Here is a 22,002-nt window from a genome sequence, read left to right as displayed (position 1 = left end):
AAAAAGACCAGCTTATGGCTGCTCTGGTTTCCCGTCTATTAATTTTTGTACTAATTCTGTTAATGTGGACACATCGTTTGTTAGTTTCGTAACTTGCTCTTTTAGTTGTTTATTCTCACCTTTAACAGTAGTTAACTCTTCGTTAAATTGATGATACTGCTGTTGGAAAGCTGCAATAAAGATTGAAACAGTATTATATAAATTAATGGCCCGTTTCTCTTTATCTGTAAATATATCTTCCGTATCATCTGCAATCATACCGAAATACGTTTCAATTTCTTTTGTTGTATATGGTTCTGTTTGTTCTTCCGGCTTGTTCACACGCATTTGATACAGATTATACATGTCGTCCTTGAAGTTGTACTGTTTGATAGCTAAACTCATGATTTTATCAAGAGCTGAGAAAGGGATATCTTTTATGTTTTCTTTCATATTCCTAGCTGATGTAGGATTAAATGCTTTCGCCCACATTTGACCATTGGCATTTACATTTTCTTGCGCTCGTAGCGTTCTTAATTCTATATCTTTCCACCCTTGGCCCATCATATCTTTAATCTGTAATCCGTTGTTATAACCTTGTACAAAACTTGATCTTATCATTGCATTACCCATGATTAAATCATGATCAGTGGCACCATTGATGAAAGATATATTGTAGTCACTGCCTTTCCTTTTAAACGTAAACTGTCCCCGGTTATTGTTAAAAATATGCGGTTCCGTTGTGGTCACAAAGAAGTAACCATATCCTGGAGCCCATCCTTCAGATTCAAAAATAATATCATTTAAGTTTTTAAAACGAAATTGTCCATCTGAATATACGCTCAGATGTCCACCGTCATTATGCATTTGAATATAGTTTGACCAAATATTAGTTCCTTCTGCATTTTCTCCTTTAGAAATCCCAAATTTTGCATATGCTTTAGAAGGTTGATCAACTCCATTAATTCGCGGCATGACTTGATAAATATAAAATGATCCTGTACCAGCGTATTTTCTATTATCAGAACCAAGGACTAATGAAGGTTGAATACTTCCATCATCTGTTTCCATAAATCCTATATAGCCACGTGGCTTATCTAAATCGAAAATCTTCATGTCTTGCTTATTTATTTCAACAAATCTGTTTCCACTTGTTTTAAGCGTTACCCCTTCTAAAACTTTTCCTTTAATATGATTTGCTGTAATAAAACCTACTAAGTTAATTCTGTTCGCATTCAAAGTAATGTTTTCTTTACTCATATTGAATGCTGCGATTACATCATTTTCTTTTACAGATATACTTACGCCCTTTTCAGTTAACTGAAGACGGGTTTCCATATCCCTTACATAAGATGATGTGGCAAATTGCCCATTAGCTTGCTCTTTTGTATATACCTCTGTCTTTTTGGCTGAAGCATTTATACCCTGTTCATTGATAATAAAGCGGTTATCAATCAAAGTCATTTTTTGATTAAATTGCTCAGTTGCAAGTTTGTTAGCTAGTTCGCCCAATAAATCTTGTTTATTTTTATCGACTGTTTGCTTCAACTCAGGTATCTTAAATCCAGCAACATAATCTTCTACTTGTTTAAGCTCAACTTTTGCACCGATTGCTGTTGCCTGTTGTTCGAGTTTTGTATTTGCATCAGTAAGCTTTTTCCCTTGATCTGATACTACATTATTTAAATTGCTCACTGTGGAAGATAATCCAGTTGCTGTTTGTTCTACTGTAGTCATGCGCTTTTCGAATCCGGCTTGGCTATCCTGCACCTTAGTTACAGTAGATTTTACACCATCTACACTTTTTTCAATCTCGGTTGTTTTTTTGGTGAATTCATCGGTTGTCACTTGATCTTCTGGAGCTAGTGTCCATCCGGTAGCTTTATTACCTATTTCAATTTGAAAATTAGAAATGATAATTTTTGCTCCAGTTGTGAAATTATCTAATCTCATATTTACAGCCTTAAAAGCACTATCACTAATCGTGATTACACCCAAATATTTACCGCTTAAGTTTTGAGGAGAAAATGTAATTTTGGATGCAATAAGGGGATAAGGATTACTCCCTTGCATATACATAGTACCCGATGGTGTCGTTGTACCTTCAACTTTCCAATCAAAGGAAACACAAATTTCCTTATTTAGAATTGAACTAGAATCCCCACCTGCAAAATTATAAATACTTAAAGTTTGATTCGCTGTATTATTACCAATTAAACTAGCTGGGATTGATGTACCAAGAACAACATTTCGTCCACCTATTTTAGTGTTATTGACTTTGGTCTCTACACTCGTTAGCTTCTCACTGATTTTTCCGGCTTCTTCTTTAATTTCAGTTGTTGTTTTCTTAAGCTCACTTGTTGTTTGTTGTACATCAGAAATCGTCTTTTTTGTGCCTTCTACGGTTTGTTCGACTGTATTTAATTTATTACTGATTTCAGTATCTTTTTTTGTTAACGATTCAATAGAAGTTTTAAATCCATCTGCGGTTTGCTCTGATTTCGTTACACGTTCCGTAAGCTTTCCTTGCTCACTCTGGATATTGCTAACAGTAGTATTTACACCTTTAATGCTGTTTTCAATCTCCACTGTTTTTTTAGTAAAGTCTGTTCCTGTAACTTGATCTTCATTGGCTAATTTAAACGATGATGGCTTATTACCTGCTTCGACTTGGAAGTTCTTCATTTTTACAGTACCTGAAGCTGAACGCAAAAAGATTTGTAACCTTATAAATTTGATTTCTTTATCTTCTATTATTTGAGATACTCTTCCATATCTCTTATATCTATTCGTCCCTTCTGGAACAATTTTCCCATAACACGCTTCAAACCACGATGTTTTTCCATCAGCATATTCAACTCTTAATTCAATTCCAACACTATTATTACTGGCTGTTCCATGTTTAAGGTTAATTGTTTCAGCGTCAAAACTTAAATAGACTTGCTTTCCTCTAAAGTCATTGTATGCATCTTTAGAAATATCAAGTGCATCACCTTTATTATCGGTTTCATTTGTATTTGTATATATAAACTCTCGATCTCCGGTCAAAACATAATTACGAACACCAATAACTGTATTATCTACTTGCGTTTTAAGTTCTGTAAGAGTCTGTTTCGTCCCCTCAGCTGTTGTCTTAATCTCGTTTGTCTTCTGCTCCAATTGTGACAAGCCTTCATTCGTTTTCTTTAATTCGGACTTCTCTGCTTTCTGTGTAAGAGCCTCAGTTGTTTGACTCATAGATGTGTTAATGTCCTTGAATTTCTGTACGTTCCCTTGTTTATCAGTTTCGTAAATTTGTTTACCTATGAAACCATCTTTAATCTCATCTTTCGTATAAACACCTGATTTATCGGCCTTATCTTTCAGCTGAGTATCAATCCAGGTCTGGTCCACTTTACCATTAACTTGCTTTTGAACATCCACTATTTGTCCAGCTATCTCTTGCGCTTTACCTTCCACACTTTGAACCTTTTGATTTAACTCCGTTTTGGCGGACTCAATATCTTTATTCACCTGCTCAAGTGTTTCTTTCTTAACAGATTCAACATCAGGTACAACCGATTCCCAAGCTGCGCCTGTCCATATTTTCAAAATACCAGGCTTTCCATTACTAATATCACGCCAAAGTGTTTTATAAGGTTTAAGTCCTGTTGTCGGTGGATTCTTAGCTTCAATGATGTCTACCGTGTTATTTTTAAGATTCTCTTGAACCTTTTCAGCCAATGTTTTCGCTGCTTCGGATTCTTTCTTAGCATTACTAGCTGTTTCATTTGCATCTTTCACTAATTTATCTAATTGATCTATCAATTCTTGCTTACTTCCTAGTGAACTAAGAATACGATTGTATATCTTTCGTAGTTCTTCATTTGGATCAGTAATTTCACGATAATCACCAAATGAATATTTATCTTGCGAAGGATCAGTATGTGATTCATCACCAACGATTGCCCTTGCTTCTAAATAAAGCTTAGGTGTAAATCCAACATCTTTAATTCGGATTGTATCTCCTTCATTGATTAACTCGTGAGCTAGTCCAAATACACGACCTATACTTTGTGCTTGAACATCATAAGAAATAGAGGTATTCACACGTTTTGCTAACTCTGTTTTCATAAGAGTCAATAAACGTTCTGGTGTTATATCTTGTTCTGTTTCTGGTGTGTAAAATCCAAATTTATGTTTCCCTTTTTCGTTCCAACGTTGAAAGGCATCGTTATCTACAATATAGGGCATACCTTTGTTTATATCTGCAATAGTGAGAACTTCCCCACCTTCTTTTTTGATAAAGCCGATTAAAGCTGTACAAATGTTTTGTGAGTTCTCAATACGTTTGATTCCAACTAAATCTTTACCTAATGTGACTTCCTTCCCTGTTTCTCTTCCTCTTTTTTTCACCATGTCTACATACCAACCTGCAATTTGAGAACCAACCACCTCAACACGGTATATAATTTCTAGTTCAAATAGGGAAGCAATCTTCTTTAAGAAACTCAATGGATCTATAAATTCATCAATAGTCATAGAATGAAATCCAGCATACTCCGTTTTACCGCGCTTCCATTTTGTCCCTATAAGAGCAATATCCATAAATTCATTTACTGTCTTACCTTCAAATTTCTGTGGACGAATATAGTCATCTTTAGCAAGATTAATCCATGCACCTGATGCATAAGTAATGACGGATCTATCGTTAGGGTCTTTTTCTACTTCAGTGATTACATACGGAACAATACGCCCATCCCTTACTTCTTTTAACACTAAGTTTTGTTGCATAAGTGTTGCTGCATATGTCGTGTTATCAAATACTTTAAACTCTAAAGTATCGATATTATTCTTGATTTCCCAATGACGTTTATCATCCCAATAATCTTTTGGTTGTATAGCTGAAACGATTTGACTCGTTTTAAAATCAATAACATGCAAGACTCCACTTGGTGTTCTCATCTAAATCGCTCCCTATATGTAACCTTTGCTATTCCGATATCAGAAGGCATAATTTCTAGTGTATTCATACCTTTATTAATGACAGGGAAATTACTAAAAATATCCTTCAAATTAATTGCATCCTTCCCCTCAATCGTTACATGACTATTTTCTGTATCAATTACGACTTTATCTCCAACATCTACTATATAAGGCGGTGTGTTTTTCGTATTTAAATTCACTTTCCAAAACTTTAAATCATTAACTGACATCGCTTCTACTGGCGGTACATCCTGCCATTGCATGATGCTAATCTGTATTTGAGCTGCTTTTTCCATGTGATAGTTATTTTCATCAGTCCACCGTGCAAAACGCTCTGAATCATCTTTTTCTGTCCCAGGAAGAAATTTTGAAATATACGCTTCCCATACATTTCCTGTTCTAGCTATCCACAATCGACCGAAATATTGATTCCATGTATTTGGATAATCACCACTCTCATAAATCAATCCTGTTTTCCCTGGCTTGTTATCGTATCCAATAACCATCGTTCCAAAATTTTGTTCAGCTTGCCAATAGAGATCATTCATAGCAATTTTTGAGAGTACCTTACTATTTTCATCGAGTATAGCTATCTCAACTCGTCCCATTTCATTGATTTTCTTACTCTTACAAGTAACATAAGCTTGCATAATAAAATCTTGTACTGGACCACCAGGTATACTCTTTTTAACAGCTGCACCATGCCATCCTTTACCTGTTCCAGTACCAAAATCAGAACAATAAAATTGATATTTATCTGATTTCATTTCGCCAACTGGCTCACCATCTTCCATTGCGCTGACTTTACTCCATCCGACCGTAGTAGCCATTTCATCCCATACGATACGTTGATTCCTTTCTACAGGCTTTTCCACAGTTTTTAGTGGCATACCGATACGAAAATAATCTCGATCACTTAAAGATACCCCACCAAACCATACATCTAAAAAAGTGTTTGGTTTTTTTATGTCAATCTCAATAATAGGATTAGAATGAACAGTTCCTTTGTTTTGAACATTTGCGGTTAACCCTAGCGTACCTGTTTGAAAATCGACTGTTTGAGTGGGTCCTAATTTATATGGCATTGGGCAAATGAACGTAAGAGTTCCTATTCCAAGTGTTACAAATTCATCTAAATCGAAACTATCATCCACAACCGCTAAATATGTTCTATTTGGTTCTACATCAAAAATAAGCTCTGCTGGTTGATCCGTTATTAACCAACTTGCAATTTCTTCTTTTAACATTTCTAAATCAGCGTGTTCAGGAACTATGATCCCTACAGGAATTGATAAAACACGCATTTCTGTTTGTGTATTTAATAATCTTGCCCCTGGATACCCTGGAGTACTTAGAAAATTACGTTTCAATGGTGCCCAAGTTGGTCTTTTCCAATCTTTTGCAATTTGGATATACTTTTTACGTTCATTGTTAAATTTGAAAGAGCTCATTTTGACACCTCATTTCTTTATAAAATAAAAGAAACCCAAACCTAAAAGTCTGAGTTTCTCTTTTCTTCTCTTTCTTGATACTCAGTTGTATATCGATAAGTACCACGTGCCACATCTCGTCCTTCTAAAACAACAGGAACCTCCACAACTAAATCGCCACCAAGCATTGGAATTACTCCGCTTCCAGATGATCCCAAAGAATTATTAACCACTTGATTCGATACACTGTTTGTCATGGCTTGTCTACTGTTTGACATACTTCCATACACACCACTCATGACAGACTTTAATCCGGATAGCTGATTCATAGAAGTAGCCATCATACGGCTCATATCACCCATTAATTGATTCATAGTTCCAGTAATACCGAGTGATTTTTCTTTCGATGATAAAGGTGTAACTGTGATTGAATTACCCTTCTTCGTAAATAACTCTGGTCCGGCTTCTCCTGTGATAAATGAACCATCACCTACAGGTTTTCCGCCTTTAGCAAGCATTGGTACATGTGGAATAGTTGGAGCACTTACTCCTGGAATTTCATTTAACAATTCTGCTGGTGTATTAAAGCCATCTATGAATTTATTAATAATACGAATGATTCCGTTGATAGCTGTACGAATACCACTCTTAATTCCATCCCACACGCCTAATACTGCTGACTTCATTCCTTCAAATGCCCCACTAACAGCGTTTGTTACCCATCTTACAGGAGTCATAATGGCATCTTTTAATCCATTCCATACAGAAGATGCGGTCGACTTAATACCTTCCCAAATATTTGAAAGCGTAGATTTAATACCATTCCACACGCTGCTGCTTGTACTACTAATCATATTCCAAACAGTCGAAATGGCTGATTTAATGCTATTAAAAATTGAACTAGCTGTGGAAACAATTGAATTCCATAAGCTAGAAAGATAACTTTTAATTGTATTCCATACTGCGCTTGTAGTGGAACTAATTGTATTCCATGTATTTACGATCCAATCTTTGATTGATTGGAAAATCGGCGTGACTATAGAAACTAGCGTGTTCCAGCAAGATTGTAAAAATCCTTTTACTGCATTCCACACCGTCATTGTGGTGGAACTAATAACATTCCATACATTCACAATCCAATTTTTAAGTGTTTCAAAGACAGAAGTTGCAACCGAAACAATACCATTCCAACAACTCTGAAGAAAAGAAACTATAGCATTCCACACCGTTGTTGCCACTGAACTAATAGCATTCCACACAGAACCAATAAAGTTCTTTATCGATTCAAAAATTGGCGTTGCAAAATACAAAATAGCCGTCCAAATTGCTTGTAAGTATTGAGTAATGAAATTCCATACAGTTTGAATCACTGTAGAAATACCGTTCCAAATCATAGAAAAGAAATCAGCAATCCCTTGTAAAATAGGAGTTAGAAAGGCAACTAATCCATCCCAGATCTCTTGAAAGAACGTCGATATTGAAGTCCATACTTCAGTGAAGAAAGTTGCTATTTCTTGCAATACAGAAGTGAGATATTCAACAATTCCATTCCAAATTTCCATACAGAAATTAAAAATAGAAGTCCAAATACCAACGTATGCTTCTAAAATAGCGGTTCCCCATGTTACAACAAATTCAACAATTCCATTCCATAAACCTATTAAGAACTCCTTAATTGAATTCCAGACTTCCGATGTAGATTCACTAATACTATTCCAGGTATCACTTGCCCACTGCACAATACCGTCCCATATTCCTACTAAGAACTCTCCAATTGCATTCCAAGCATCAATGGTCCATTGTTTAATGTCGTCCCAATTTTTATAAATGGCAATTCCTAAAGCAACTATAGCTGCAATAATAATAGGAACAATAGCAACAAGTCCGGCTGCTGCTAAAGCTCCAACTCCAAAGAAGCTCATGACAGTCATGACTATAGGAGCAAGTGCCATAATTGCACCTGAGATTATACCAATAGCCACTGCAACAGCCGTTAATGTGGCTGCTAACTTTGGATTGTTTGAAACCCATTCAGCTATTTTGGAAATGACATCCGCTATGACACTAAGAACTGGCTGAAGCGCAACTTGTAAATCCTGCATCGCTTTTTGAAATTTAACTGCTGGGTTTGCATCCATTTTCTTAATAGAATCATTCAGTTTATCTTGTTGCTTCCCAAAATCAACTGTTTTCTCTTTCGCGCCTAGCAAAGTATTAATGATGTTTTGTCCTTGATCTTCATACATTGTCATTTTGTTATCGTAAAGGCTTTTTATCCTCTACTTCTTACAGTTCATTTCCTGTAAGTTCGGCATACGTTTTCACTATTAAGTGTCGCGGTCTCGTGGAGGGATTATATCTTTTCACCCTCTATGCTCTGCCCCTGACTATACTTCGTATAGCCTTCGGTTCAAGTTAGGAATCTCACCCTTCTTGCTTTATACCGCAATTTTACTTCGGCACAATTTATCATCTACCGAAAAATTTAACGCCTAATTCATTACGCTTTGTTTCATCATCAACTTTCGATAGAGCTTGTGCAATCTCGGTCATTGCTGCTGAACCTTCTTTACCACCATTAGCTACAGCTTGACCCCATTTTTGAACTTGTTCTGCTGAAATTTGTGTACCTTCAAGGGCTTCTTTCATTGCTTTATCGACACCTTGACCGAATTCAGCTGCTTTAACACGTCCCTCCTTCAAACCATCTAAGAGATTATCGATCATTTACATTCAACGTGATTCGCAACGTCACGCCCGTTCTTTTATGAACTGCTATACGTCACCGCATAGATTAGACTATATCTTCAACTAATTGAGTTGCTCCCCGTTTCGAGTGTCATTTGCTTACACCCTACGTCTTTCGACTAGTCGTTGCACGTTCCTTAATTAAAAGGCTTCGCTCAGTATTGTCTCATTTGAGAGTTTCACTGAATTAAAGGAGTTTTTCATTGTATGTCACCATACAAGGGAACTATAATCTAATTCCATGTACCTGTTTCAACCCCAGCTGCCATGATCGCTTGGACCTCTTCAGCGTTGTAGCCTGCTCGCGTCAGCTGACCACCATATTCAGCGATAATATCTAATTGTTCCGGTGGAAAACCCATTTTTAATAGGGCATCAGCCATACCAAGAGCGCCTTCTTGTGAAATGCCTAATTCATTACCGATTTCATTCGTTTCTTGAATTAATTCAGTAAAATCTATACCAGCATAAGCATTAGAAATAACAGCTGCACTCTTTACGAAAGAAGCATTTGCTTCATCACTAACATCTTTATTCAAAGCCCATTGTCTTCTTACACCCTCAAGTGCTTCTTCTGCATCTAATCCATAGGCTGAAATTCCTCTCACAGCATCCTCTACTGATTTTTTTGAGGATTCAGGAACATCAAATCCTATTTCAATTTTTGTTTTTAGCTTCGACATGTCCATTGCTTTTTCAATAGCGGTTGCAATTCCACCACCTGCTGCCAATCCACCAATGACATTTTCAAGCCCTACTTTTAAGCCTTCAAACTTTTTCTCTGTCCTGCCAGCTTCTTGTTGTAAATCTCTTAATTCATTTTGCACTTGCCGTATTGAATTTCCAGCATCCACAGATCGAAGAGCTCGTTGCAATTTATCAATGTCTGTTCCTGCTCCTAATGCTTCACGACCGATAATTTCAATTGCTTGTTCTAACTGACGACTTGTAGCTGTTCCATTTCGAATTGCATTCACAAGACGATTTCCTAATGCTCCTGCAAAATCATCAACGCTTTTTCCTGTAGCTCTAAACAATGTTTCTAATTGCCTTGTAGAACTCGCTACATTCTCTTGTTCAGCTTTCATGTTTCCGAGTTTATTTTTCAGACCATTAAGCGATCCTTCTGTAAATTCAATTTCACGTCTGAATGCACGATATTGTTCTTCAGAAATTTTACCGTTTTGAAATTGAGCTTGTACTTGTTGTTCCGCTGCCTTCAACTTATCTAGCTTTTGCGTTGTATTCTCAATCTGTTGTGTAAGTAACTGTTGTTTTTGCGCTAATGCTTCCACATTACCAGGATCAAACTTTAACAAACGCTCCACATCTTTTAGTTCTTTAGCTAAAGAATCGCTTTGTTTATTAACATCTTTTAGAGCGTTTTGTAACGGTTGAGTGTCACCATTAATTTCAATCGTAATACCTTTAATTCTTCCTGCCATTTTCTCACCCCTTTCTTAGAATGAATCGAAGTCTTTTTGATTTGCTTTTCTAACTTTTTCTTTATCTGGATTCTCCATTTCAGCGAATTCAGAAATGTAATCAAAACAATCACCAATCGTCATAATTTCCAAATCCCAATGTGTTAATTTCGCTTTATAACAAAGAGCAAGGAACGTATCAGTGGTTAATTCTTCATCACTGAAATCGCCTTGCTCTCCATTACTTTTCTTTATTTTTTTTTTGCGCCCATTGTACTTTGAATCATATCCATAATTTCTGGAAGGATTTCAGAGATAGGGAATTCATCAAAACCATCTAACCATGTAATCGGTTCAGCAATTTCTGGATTTGCTGTTTTTGCATATAACCAAACTAGATCATATACAACCTCAAAATCTACTTTACTTAAATCCGCATTTGCTAAATCAATAGTAGCACCCGCTTGAGGATTTGAAGGAGCGATAACTCCTAATTTGAGCATGTCTGCAAATAAATCACGTCTAAATTGCGCTTTATATCGTTTAACGGTTGCTGCTGTACTTTTTAATCTAACTTGTTTTCCGTCTATTGTAATTGTCTTTTCCATTTACTATCACGCTCCTTTTGGTGCTGCTGGTTTTTTAATATACACTTCTTTGTACCAGTTATCGTAAATTGTTTGGGTTGTTTTAGCAGTTGTCTTCGTTTTAACCATTGGTCTTCCACCAGGCGCTAAAATCAATGGGCTCGCAACAAATTTCAATTCATTTGTATTCGGTTCAGCTGAATTTGTTTTTGATTTTGATGAAATATTAGGTCGACTCGCTGAACAGTTATACATAACATGACGAGTTGCCTTCACATCACCATCAAACTCAAATAACAGCGCGAATGGTTTCCCTTTTGCATCAGCTAACTCATTTAATACACCATCTGTCTCATCTAATTGTTCGCCTAATGCATCAATAGCAAATTGCTCTGGAAGGAGTGCGATATTTAATGTTCCTTCATAACCTTGGTTATTATCTGCTGAGTAATAAAGCATATCGTCAGCATAGAATTCAATTAAATCACCGCGTGGTTCATTTGTTAGTTCAACTGCACCAGGCAATGGAATTGGTGTTTTAAATGTAACGACTCCGTCAGTTACGTTGTATGGTACATAATGAACATTTTTTAAACCATAAGATACCTTGTTTTCTGGCATTTACATCAACCTCGTTTCATATATTTTTTGAAATAATTTCTCAGATTCAATAAAAGTCCCATACGAGTCATAAGGAATATCATGATCGTCTAGGACTTTTTCAATTATGGCTTCTGCAACTAAATCTTTTCTAGTTGTATAAAGCTCAATATTTAAATCATTTATTTTGTGATAAACCTTGTTATCAGCCATTAAATTTGCTGATCCATCCACAAGGAAACATATATAAGGTGGCGTTGGAACTGGTTTAGTCGGTGTTGCTGTAAAATGCGAATAAGCCACAGGATAACCTGTAGCTTCAAGAATTTTTGTTAGTTCACCTAATGTCATTCTTGAATCGCCCTCTCGATACGTCTTGGCAATTCATTAATTACATACTCTTCAACTGGACGAATATGCACTTGAGCCGGAACACGTCCACCACCGACTTTCGCATGTCCATTTTCTAAAAGATGCGTTAATTGTCCTTGTGAATTGTGGACGACAACACCATTATCTTCTTTTTTCTTACGCCATCCTTTACGATATGCCCCTGTTTTTTTAGGACTACCTTGCTTTAATTTTTCTACAGCAACATCAGCAACCTCTTCTTGTGCTGTCAACAATTCTTCTTCCACAACATTTGCATATCTTTGCAATTCTCTAGCAAGTTCGCTCGCAAAATCATTCATATTAAACATGCTCCTTTGCGATCATAGTCAATGTTTGATACATTTCATCATCATTCATTGGCGGTTCGATAATGTCAAAGATACGATCCTTCATTTTAATTCGCATTAATTCTGTAATTCCTGTTGTATAAGGAATTACAAACCGATAAATTCGTGTAGACTGTGAAGCCGAAGCTTCAATGTACTCTGAACCTTTTACCGTTTTTATCATTGCCCATGCTTTTTTTACTTCTTGCCAATTACCTGTTTCAACTTCTTGATTCAAATCATCTTGTATTACTTCTGGTTGCTCAATGATAATTCGATTTCTACAATCACCTGTATTCAGTGGTTTCTTGTACTGAAAAGGACGCATATTAATCACCGTCCAATTTAATTTCTTCTAATGCTTTATCGATACCTAAACTATTAATCTGACTTAAAAAATTCTTGTCAAAATACTCTAATGCATCGTTATAAACATAACGAGAACGTTCAAAGACTAATTCTTTGAACTCCTCGTCTTTATTTAAATCATAATTCCCACAAACCCTAAGTAACGCCTTGTTAGACATAGAAAGGATGCGCTTTAGGTTGTCGTCTTCCTCATCCCCTAAGTGCATCCTATCTTTGAATTGCTGTAATATTTCATTCGAAATTACTGTATTCATTCACATCACCCTTGTGTTGGTGGGGTTACTTCTTCAAGCTTTAATGTAAAAACTTGTGAAGTGTATTTATCCTTCGGTTTACCTGTAGCATATTGTTTAGCAATATAAACAGTTGCATCTTCTAAAGCTAATGTTTCTTCATACTTCTTGATTGGCTCTGTTCCACCCATCGCTGCAATGTATTCCCCTTTAACAAAGAAAACCACTTGTCCTTGAGGTACAAATACAGATTCTGTTGGGATTGGATTAAAAGGTAAGCTCGTTACATATACACCTGCCGCATTTTGAATCGTAGCATTTGCTTGAATATCAAAAGTATCAAATGGATTTGTTACCATAACTACTTTACCAGCAATATTTTTTGGTCGATCTGCATCTGTTTTACCATCAGGGTTTAATTTTTTAGCCAATAATTTGACCACGCCTTTTAATTCATTAATTGTTTTGCGACCAGGCTCAAAAGTTAAAGTTCCAGCAACCTTTTTATCTGGATATACTCCATTCGTGACACTCCCGCTAGGGTCTTTTAATAATCCAATAGGTTCATTTTTACCCGTACCAGCTACAAAGCCACGTTCTAAACCTACTGACATTGCTTCTGTAATCATAGTACGAACATATCGTTCCACCCATACTGGACCAAGCTTCAACATATCCTTTGCTAATGGAATAAATGCTGTTAATTTCAGTTGAGTAATTGATTCTTTTCGGAATGCAGCATTTAATTGTCCTTTAATATCACCAAATAACGGTCCCCATACAGCTGCACCCTCTGAATCTCCATAAATAAATTCTGTCACGGCTCCTAAATTCTCTAAACCGATATGCTCTAGCAACGGATGACCTTGAACTAAATCATCAAAAATTCTCTCTTGTGTTGTTTTAGGTAGAGTCTCAGTAGATTTAAAACCACCCTCTTCAACAACAGCATTAAAGAACTTCATTTCTTCACTTGTTAGTACATTAGCACCGCGAGATTGCATAATAGAACGATCTACCATTGATTCATTCACTTGATTTAAAATATCTGCTCGTACATCTGTAGCAAGTGCTTCAATCATGGAGTTTAATGCTACTGATTGTTCTTCTGCTGTACCATCCTGTGTCGCTTTTGCAAAAGCTAGTTTTTTCTCTTCGAAATTATTAAACTTAATAACCATATTTTATTTTCCTCCTAAATTTAAAAAGAGCGTACTCAAATTCTGTTTTGTATGAACAGGCTTTTGAATAGGCTCTTTGAGATTTGTATTCGTTTGTAAATCATTCAGAATTTCATTTTTTAAACCTGATAATGCTGCATTTAAATCTTCTTTTGTAATCCCTTGGCCTTTGTTCATGGTTCCATTTCTAAAGCCATCGATTACTTTCTGTGGAAGCATGGCAGTAGTAGAAGCTGAAGCTGTCATTTTAACCTGATTATCCATAAACATAATTTCATCCACAAAATTATTTTCTAATGCTTGTTGTGGACCCATCCAAGTTTCTTCAGCCATCATATGAAGTAGTTCCTCTTCTGATTTACCACTTTTAATGACATAGGCATTTACAATTGCTCGATCAGTTGTTTTCAACATTTCAGCAGCTTTTTCCATATCACGATGATCACCCCCATTCCACATAGAAGCATTGTGAATCATAATTTGTGCTGTAGGTGAAATTCGGACTTTATCACCAGCCATCGCAATAACAGAAGCCGCACTTGCAGCCAAACCAACAATTTGAACTTCCACATGACCAGGATAACTTTTCAACGCTGTATAAATTTCTGATCCTTCGTGTACATAACCACCGGGACTGTTAATCGATACAATTAAATCATCACCATTGGCATCAATCAGTTCTTTTGAGATTTTACCTGGGCTTGCAGCATCCATTTCAAACCAATCATAAATCCAAGCTTCATCATTCGAAATAATTGGTCCTTTAACGTCAATTTTCACCGTCATTTGTATTCTCACCTCCTTCAGATTCAGTTAGTTTCGTATAGTTTTTCGTAATATGATGTGTATTTAAGTTTGGATCATCCGAAACTTCATATCCTACTTCTAATCGAATTTCATTTCCTGTAAATGCACTTGAAGAAATGAGTTTATCGATGCTTGTCGCAAGATCAAATATACTTTGATAAGAAACAGCTTTAACTTCAATTTTTTGACCTAAAAGATACTCCTCTTTTTCAAAAAATTTAACGTTTGCTTCATCAGAAATCTTTTTTAATAAAGGTTTCACTGTGAAAAGCATATAATTTTTCGTTTGCTTCTCAACATCAGCCATTTCACCATATATCAAAGCAGTTGGAATACCAAAAGCCATTGCTACTTGATTTAAGAAGCCATTTGTTACTTTATTAATTTCCTCCACACTCTGTCCAGAATTTGCTCCACCTGACGTTTCAGCATACTTAAAACCTGGTTGTTGCGGAATGATAGCAACGTCTTTTTCTCCAATCGCTTTGTACATGTTATCAATGAATTCTTGAAGCTTCGCTTGATGTTCTTTACTCTTTGCAGCAAGCATGTCCATATCAACTGTTCCGCGAATTTGATTTTTGCGCTTTTGAGAACTTAATATCCTACCGAACAAATCACCATAATCAGTAAACAAACCATCGATAAGAGGTGATAACTTGTCATTCCGATATCTTAAATGAATAACTTCACTTTGCTTAAAACTTCTCTTAAACTGATAATCTTTTACTGTGACATTCGTAAAAGTATCTTCAAACACAGCATATTCATTATGTTCAAAGCCATCAGCAATAAGTAAATCACCATCATCAGCTTGTACAATTAGCGCTTCATTATCAAAAATAAGTTTGTAAATGAAACTCTCCCAAAAGGTACTTGCTGTCATATTCTTATTGGGTCTAACATTTAATCTGTAATAAAGATCATCTTTTTCGAATTCTTCACCATTTTTCACTCTGAATTCGGACTGGCTAATTGTTCTTCCTAAAAAGGATATACATGTATCAATTGCTAATCGCTTCATGTGTACTCTATTTGCTTTTTCAATAAACATTTCCACATCAAACATAAATCCTAATTCACTATTTCTTTTAAACACCGCATCCAGCCATCCAATGATTATCACCCCCTTTATTAGAATTTAATACCGTCTAACATAAAATCGAATTCATCAACAAGAATGTTATCCGCTTGCCATAATGCATGAATAAAGGCTTGGAATCCATCTGTTTTGCGCTTAAATTCATCTTTTTTCAGATATTCTTTGTTACCGTCTTTTTTGATGTGGACGTAAACATTGTTGGTGTACCAACGCATTAATGGATTATCCCCAAAAATAATACGATTGTTCGCAAATAACGTTTCGACCCTAGGTGCTAATAAAGAATGAATCGCTTTTGGATTACGAATATATAACAATATGAAACCCTCAGCTTCAAGTGCTGTTTTAACAAGATCAAGACGGAAAGTATCAGCTACTATTGTGTTAAATCCGTATATCTCACGCATTTTTACAAACCAATCTACAATGTGAGAGATATTAATAACTGGTTCATCCACAATAGTTAGTAAACCATTTTCAGCCCATTCATATATAGGTGCTTTTAATTTCACTTTGTCCAAGAATCCTTTACGTACAAATGAATGACCTTTCCATATATAATCTTCACCATGTTTAAATAGTAAACCGACCGCAGCAAAGTCTTTGATGCTGGCGAAGTCGAGTCCACCTACAGCTACTTTATGTTTTAAATCAGGAACTTCTCTGAGCGTTTCTCCGTCTTCTTCAAAACCAGTACGCATGATTTCTTCCCATGAGGCTACAGACTTTGTTAAATCTGTTTCAGGGTAATTCATGCGTTTTGTTATGAATTCTTCACGGTTTGAAGGATTATTTTCTAATTGTTTATATTGAGTTAATACCTTTTTAAATAATTGTTTAGCATAAGAACTTCTCGGCTCACTAAACATCGGATTAGCTTTTTCCCATACATCAGGATTATCAATTTCTTCTGGATTATCTATCTTGCAGATGAAAGGGAATAATGGATCTTCTAAATCTTTTCCCTTTAGAATGTTCATCGCTCGCTCTTTCGTTTTGTCCAGGAATCCGTCGCGGACAAAGCCATCTGTACCAATAAAAAATTCTCTAGCATTCGGCACTTTTCCAAGTCCACTAGAGAATACATTTACTACATCAAAGTTTTCATATCGATGTATTTCATCGTAAATAACACAACCGTCACGAAGTCCATCCTTAGAACCAGCATTAGATGTATGATATTGCATAATGCTTTGTGTATCATTACTCAGTATCTCTACCTTGGTTCTATAAAACATGTCTTCTAGTATTTCTTTTCCTTTAATAGCATCATAGACTTCACGAAAAGAAACTTTAGCCTGCTTCTCATTGTTCGCCACAATTGAAACATTGTATCGATCTATTCCGTGCAGCGGACTAATAAAGAAATGGCATAATGATGAAATTAAACCGTTTTTACCACCACCACGAGCCATCATAATTAAAAATTGCTCGTAAAAAACAGAATCATCTTCTTTGTAGAAAAGAAAAACAAATGCTGTTAGGAACTTTTGAAATGCTTGCAATTTAAAGTACCATTTCTCAGTGAATTTTATATAGTCCTCATGCATTTCATTATCGAAATACAAATCATCGCGTATTAAAATGTATTTCTCCAGGTACTCAATTAGCATTATGCGCTCTTTATTCAGCTTAATTTTCCCTGCGCGATACATCTCAATATATTCAGTGACATATTTATTTTGAATCATGTTAAATCTTTAACTGAGCGCACAGGTTTTGAAGGAACTTTCTTTTCTTCTGCCGATGCTTCTAATCCAAGTGCATCTAAAATCTTTATCATTCGATCATTTGTTTTATGTAAATCATTAATAGAAGGATTGGATTTCGGACCATGCATGCCAGATACTTTTATTCCTGTTTCTTCAATATCATCAACAAGAATACACTTTAAATCCCACAACGATAAATAGTCTTGAATTAAGTCAGTATAATGATTACCTACAATCTTTTTTTCTTTTAATTGATTTGTTAGATCCTTTTCAATCCTTTTTCTCATTGTTTCACGCTTCACTCTAGCCACAATATCCCTCCCTTCTGATTTACATCGTTTTCCAATTTGATATAACGCGCGAATTTGGTTATAAATTTGAAAAATCGACCCCCTCCTCCGGTGCCCCTTAGAGCATTTTTTCATGAAATTATTTAAGGGGGGGTGTTATTACCGAACCATTTTTACCACTTTTCATCGTTTTCCCATTTGTTTATCTTTTTAACAAACACTCTACCGTGTTCTTTATTATGGCAATCCACACAGACTGTTTCTAAGTTATCTATTTCTAATGCAAGTTCTGGATGATGTTCTAGTTCTTTTATATGATGGACAACGAGTTGAATCTTCTTACGCTTTGCACTCTCACTGTATTCATTGGTATCTGTTTGTACTCGACCATTGCGTTTACATTGCTGGCACTCATAAGAGTCTCTCTTCTTTACTTGTTCACGTATACTCTTCCACTCACCACTGTCATAGAACTTACGCTTCTGTTGTTTGGTTTTATATTCATTCATGAAGCTTACCTCTTTGTTTATAAAACAACTTAGCTATATCAAGAGCTAACAGGATAATCCAGAATGGAATTAAAAAGAAGATAACAGCAATTGATATAACTATTGTTGCTATCAACCATACAGCATCATCTATATTCTTTTGTGCAACATCACATATCGATGGATATAACCTGATTGTTGTATAAAGAAGCCCAACAATAAGATAAGCTAATAACCATAGCATTCTATCATTCTCCTTCCTCAATCCTTCCACGGAATTGAATATCAAGACATTTCTCGCAATAGAAACTCCCCAAGATATGGATAGATACTTGTCTGTTATCAACTTGTATCTGTGTTGTTTTACTATCCATCAATTGATATCTATGTTCACATTCTTTATGTTGATTGATATGTTGTTTGTACTTCTCTAACTTCCACATATCTACAAACGCACCGTTACATTTTGGACAAACAGTTACTTCTTGATATTCTTCTTTTGACAGATAATTAACTCTATCCTGATGGCCACACACTAAACATTTAGAAGTATGGTAATGGTTAATCCCAGTACGAACCTCACACATCTATCTCACTCCTTTCAAAAGAATATTCCGATTATATATTTACCAAATAAATACAGGTTGTTATAATAAAGTTAACATTGCCATCAGGAAAAGTGACTCGCACCCCAAAGCGAGTTGCTTTTCTTTTTTTATGGCTATTTTTCTAAGAATTCATCCACCGCTTTACCCAGCAAACTGATCATCGCTTCTCTCTTTTGCTTTGGTGTTGTATTATCTTGCATATCATTAAAGATAGGAAGTACACTTTCTAATTTCTGTTTATCGATACGTTCATTCACAAGTTCCTGTCCTAACATTGAAATGAAAGTACCAATTGCAACCGCTTGTTCTTGTTTAGTTAGTTTCATTTTTCATCCTCCTCCAAAATAAAAAGCATCCATTCGGGTGCTTTTTTATAGATTATTAATTTGTACTTTAATTCCGGTACGTGAAGTTTTAATCTTATTCCAATCACCTAATGATGAACCACTGATACACATCAACAATATTAAGTAACTGGAAGAAGAGCAAAAGCTCTCCCTAATGACAGTATCATTCAATCATTACCATCTGCTGATTTCGGATTTTATGTGCTATCATTATGAAACCGTTTAGACAACATATAGATTATAAAGGAATCTTAATGAGTTGTGTTTTCCGCCACTTCCCACAATACAAATATATCACGTTGATTCCAAAACGATCGGCACATTTTCTGCCAAAAAGCGGTCACGACTCTGCCACTAATATTAAATTCCACATGAATACTGCACAATTAAGTTATAATGAAGGACTTTACTATAATCCAATGCTTCTTATGCTATATCAGCCTGTACAACTTACGTTTAATGTTAATAAGATATACAGAAAGTATTTTTAATAGGAGATGATTTTATGTCCAGTTATAAATCGAAATGTCATGTTAGAAAGAATACGATTACTACAGGACCTTTTCTAGTTCCATTAAATGCTGCGGTTGGACAACCAAATAATAGGCTTGTAATTATCCTTAAGAATCCAACAAGACAATCGCTAGAAGCTGATGTGGTAATCGAGTATTGTCCTCCTGTACAAATCTCGGTTGATGGTACACCACTTCCCTTTATAATTACTGAGAATGAAAGACCTTTTCTGGAAGGGCTTGGCCTAACAATTATCCCTCCAATGAGTTGTACTCGATTAGAGTTTGATATTAGTTCTTTTGTAAACGGAATTCTTCATGTTAAATCCACAGGAGATTATTTAGTAGGAGAACGTCCATTACGTGGAAAACTTGAAATTGAAGTTGTTGGTGGATCTGGCCTTTCTAACCCTACAAATCCTGGTCTTTCCGTTGCAGATCCCTCTATGGTATTCCATTTTGCTGATTTCATAGTTTAAAAATAGGAATAACTTAATCTATGAGTATTAGTTATACTATTTAAGACACAAGTACAATCCTCTACTAAATTTCATATCGATTAAAATTTCTCACATCATTTTTCTAAGTAATGTTGGGATATCGTCATAAGAATATAATTTGCTTGATAAACCTAAATTCTCATAACGATGTCCCAATTATTAATTAACCTTATACATTTTGCTCAACTGACTTACCCATATCTTATATTGTGTGTAACTGAATCCTTCGTTTAATCCCTTGATATCATTGATTTCATTTCACTTTCTCTTTTGAGTTACACAGTGCGAAAATTATGAGTAACCGTATAGAGATACCACTAACATTTTGAAAAACAAGCTAAGACAAAAATAAAATAAACTGCCCATGTCGACAGCTTATTTACATAATTATTGTTATCAGTAGTCAATACTGCATAGAATTTTTGTTATGGAGAGGTTTTATTACTTCGAGATAGGCTAATATATGTTCGCCTGTATTTTTAAGAAATAGCCTATTCTTGGTCCATTGGGGAAGTAATATTATCTTTATATGCGTCAATATAAATGTTTCCATTTGCTGCAAGTACAGCATACGTAACATCTTTGTAGCTAAGTTTACGTTTTTTTAGCTCACATTGTAATTCTAACTCCGTGTGATTGTTTTGCCTTAGGTTTTCTGTCATAATTTCTCCATCCATAATTAGCTCGATGGGAAGTTTACACTCTTTTTTTGTTGGTATATTTAAATCTTGTTTTGTAACAGTACGATATTCAGGTTTTTTCAAAACAGATATTTTACCATTTGTTTCAACTACGACATAAAGAACTTCTTCAATATTAAAAATACCATTCTCTCTTAATTGTTGGTTTAAATAATCTAGAGAATAGCGCATTTTCCGCATATTATTTTCTAAAATTTTTCCGTTTTCCATAATGACTGTTGGATTTCCAGCAAATACCTTTCTGCCTATCCGACTTTTCATGGATATATAGCTAACCATTAAAATGACAAATACTAAAATAAGAAAAGCTATAACTGCATGATGAGTTTTTACATTTAAATTAAATGCTAAATTTGCAATAATACTTCCGATAGAGATAGCACCAATAAAATCAAAGGTATTCATTTCAGCGATAATCTGCTTTCCTAATATTTTAGCTCCGATAAATAAAATCGAGAAAGATAACAGTGTTCTCAAAATAATCTCTATATGTTCAGACATAAGTAGCTCCTCCTCTTAAGATTGCGTGTTCGTATTATAACGATTTACATAAGGATAGTATGTATCATTGTAAAAGAATTTATTATGTTCAATGACATTAAATAGTTCTTGTAGATGAATTAATCTCGGTTCTGTTGTCAAGTTTCTCAAGAACTAAAAAGAGACATGAATGTAAGAGGAAATATAATGATAGAGTTAC

General features: G+C 35.3%; 21 protein-coding genes and 1 pseudogene. 1 reads left to right on the top strand and 21 read right to left on the bottom strand.

All coding sequences use genetic code 11. The features are described 5' to 3' along the window. Window positions 1-12 precede the first annotated feature (12 nt). From ACUL40_RS05095 to ACUL40_RS05000, 20 genes and pseudogenes are all read right to left on the bottom strand, one after another. Window positions 13-4,923 carry a phage tail spike protein gene (locus ACUL40_RS05095; RefSeq protein WP_001260223.1) on the bottom strand — a complete coding sequence of 1,637 codons (4,911 nt, stop codon included), beginning with the start codon at window positions 4,921-4,923 and terminating at the stop codon, window positions 13-15. Beyond that, a complete protein-coding gene (locus ACUL40_RS05090; RefSeq protein ID WP_000093919.1) occupies window positions 4,920-6,395 on the bottom strand; it encodes a distal tail protein Dit in 1,476 nt (491 codons plus the stop codon). The genes ACUL40_RS05095 and ACUL40_RS05090 overlap by 4 nt, the downstream gene beginning before the upstream one ends. Window positions 6,396-6,436: 41 nt before the next feature. After that, entirely contained in the window at window positions 6,437-8,626 is a 2,190-nt protein-coding gene (locus tag ACUL40_RS05085) for a phage tail protein (protein WP_445422855.1), read from the bottom strand. A gap of 217 nt (window positions 8,627-8,843) precedes the next feature. Further along, window positions 8,844-9,101, bottom strand: coding sequence for a hypothetical protein (locus ACUL40_RS05080; RefSeq protein ID WP_000566747.1), 258 nt, complete (start codon window positions 9,099-9,101; stop codon window positions 8,844-8,846). A 257-nt stretch (window positions 9,102-9,358) separates the two neighbouring features. Beyond that, window positions 9,359-10,567 (bottom strand): annotated as a pseudogene (locus ACUL40_RS05075) (hypothetical protein); the annotation flags it as partial. A gap of 230 nt (window positions 10,568-10,797) precedes the next feature. Then, window positions 10,798-11,154, bottom strand: a complete 357-nt coding sequence (locus ACUL40_RS05070; RefSeq protein ID WP_000415935.1) for a hypothetical protein — start codon at window positions 11,152-11,154, stop codon at window positions 10,798-10,800. A gap of 6 nt (window positions 11,155-11,160) precedes the next feature. Beyond that, entirely contained in the window at window positions 11,161-11,754 is a 594-nt protein-coding gene (locus ACUL40_RS05065) for a major tail protein (protein WP_001114731.1), read from the bottom strand. Further along, on the bottom strand, window positions 11,755-12,084 hold the full coding sequence (locus ACUL40_RS05060) for a hypothetical protein (RefSeq protein WP_000172097.1): 330 nt from the start codon (window positions 12,082-12,084) through the stop codon (window positions 11,755-11,757). Continuing rightward, on the bottom strand, window positions 12,081-12,425 hold the full coding sequence (locus ACUL40_RS05055) for an HK97 gp10 family phage protein (protein ID WP_000997564.1): 345 nt from the start codon (window positions 12,423-12,425) through the stop codon (window positions 12,081-12,083). The genes ACUL40_RS05060 and ACUL40_RS05055 overlap by 4 nt, the downstream gene beginning before the upstream one ends. A 1-nt stretch (window position 12,426) precedes the next feature. After that, window positions 12,427-12,780 (bottom strand): phage head closure protein, encoded by a 354-nt coding sequence (locus ACUL40_RS05050; protein ID WP_001247286.1) that lies wholly within the window; start codon window positions 12,778-12,780, stop codon window positions 12,427-12,429. 1 nt (window position 12,781) lies between these two features. Beyond that, window positions 12,782-13,075: a hypothetical protein gene (locus ACUL40_RS05045; protein WP_001098848.1), complete on the bottom strand. Its 294-nt coding sequence runs from the start codon at window positions 13,073-13,075 to the stop codon at window positions 12,782-12,784. Between the two features lie 5 nt (window positions 13,076-13,080). Further along, entirely contained in the window at window positions 13,081-14,235 is a 1,155-nt protein-coding gene (locus ACUL40_RS05040; protein ID WP_000234867.1) for a phage major capsid protein, read from the bottom strand. Between the two features lie 3 nt (window positions 14,236-14,238). Continuing rightward, window positions 14,239-15,021: a head maturation protease, ClpP-related gene (locus ACUL40_RS05035; RefSeq protein ID WP_000216392.1), complete on the bottom strand. Its 783-nt coding sequence runs from the start codon at window positions 15,019-15,021 to the stop codon at window positions 14,239-14,241. Continuing rightward, window positions 15,005-16,168: a phage portal protein gene (locus ACUL40_RS05030; protein ID WP_025921931.1), complete on the bottom strand. Its 1,164-nt coding sequence runs from the start codon at window positions 16,166-16,168 to the stop codon at window positions 15,005-15,007. The genes ACUL40_RS05035 and ACUL40_RS05030 overlap by 17 nt, the downstream gene beginning before the upstream one ends. A gap of 8 nt (window positions 16,169-16,176) precedes the next feature. Beyond that, entirely contained in the window at window positions 16,177-17,835 is a 1,659-nt protein-coding gene (locus tag ACUL40_RS05025; protein WP_000615662.1) for a terminase TerL endonuclease subunit, read from the bottom strand. After that, window positions 17,832-18,167, bottom strand: a complete 336-nt coding sequence (locus tag ACUL40_RS05020) for a P27 family phage terminase small subunit (RefSeq protein ID WP_000124846.1) — start codon at window positions 18,165-18,167, stop codon at window positions 17,832-17,834. Before ACUL40_RS05020 ends, ACUL40_RS05025 begins: the two co-directional genes overlap by 4 nt. Window positions 18,168-18,319: 152 nt before the next feature. Beyond that, window positions 18,320-18,655, bottom strand: coding sequence for an HNH endonuclease (locus tag ACUL40_RS05015; protein ID WP_001008152.1), 336 nt, complete (start codon window positions 18,653-18,655; stop codon window positions 18,320-18,322). Beyond that, window positions 18,648-18,878 carry a hypothetical protein gene (locus tag ACUL40_RS05010; RefSeq protein WP_000964490.1) on the bottom strand — a complete coding sequence of 77 codons (231 nt, stop codon included), beginning with the start codon at window positions 18,876-18,878 and terminating at the stop codon, window positions 18,648-18,650. Before ACUL40_RS05010 ends, ACUL40_RS05015 begins: the two co-directional genes overlap by 8 nt. A 4-nt stretch (window positions 18,879-18,882) precedes the next feature. After that, the gene (locus ACUL40_RS05005) at window positions 18,883-19,221 is read right to left on the bottom strand and encodes a hypothetical protein (RefSeq protein WP_000333451.1); all 339 of its coding nucleotides are present in this window, start codon (window positions 19,219-19,221) and stop codon (window positions 18,883-18,885) included. A gap of 134 nt (window positions 19,222-19,355) precedes the next feature. Continuing rightward, window positions 19,356-19,568, bottom strand: coding sequence for a hypothetical protein (locus ACUL40_RS05000; RefSeq protein WP_000778974.1), 213 nt, complete (start codon window positions 19,566-19,568; stop codon window positions 19,356-19,358). A 526-nt stretch (window positions 19,569-20,094) separates the two neighbouring features. Here ACUL40_RS05000 and ACUL40_RS04995 point away from each other — a divergent pair. Then, window positions 20,095-20,580: a hypothetical protein gene (locus ACUL40_RS04995; protein ID WP_000100518.1), complete on the top strand. Its 486-nt coding sequence runs from the start codon at window positions 20,095-20,097 to the stop codon at window positions 20,578-20,580. A 512-nt stretch (window positions 20,581-21,092) separates the two neighbouring features. On the opposite strand, the gene ACUL40_RS04990 is transcribed toward ACUL40_RS04995, so the two are convergent. Then, window positions 21,093-21,803 carry a DUF421 domain-containing protein gene (locus ACUL40_RS04990; protein WP_001289208.1) on the bottom strand — a complete coding sequence of 237 codons (711 nt, stop codon included), beginning with the start codon at window positions 21,801-21,803 and terminating at the stop codon, window positions 21,093-21,095. Between the last annotated feature and the right edge of the window lie 199 nt (window positions 21,804-22,002).

This window comes from Bacillus sp. KNSH39 (assembly GCF_052656585.1).
This window is presented reverse-complemented; position numbering and strand designations above follow the sequence as displayed.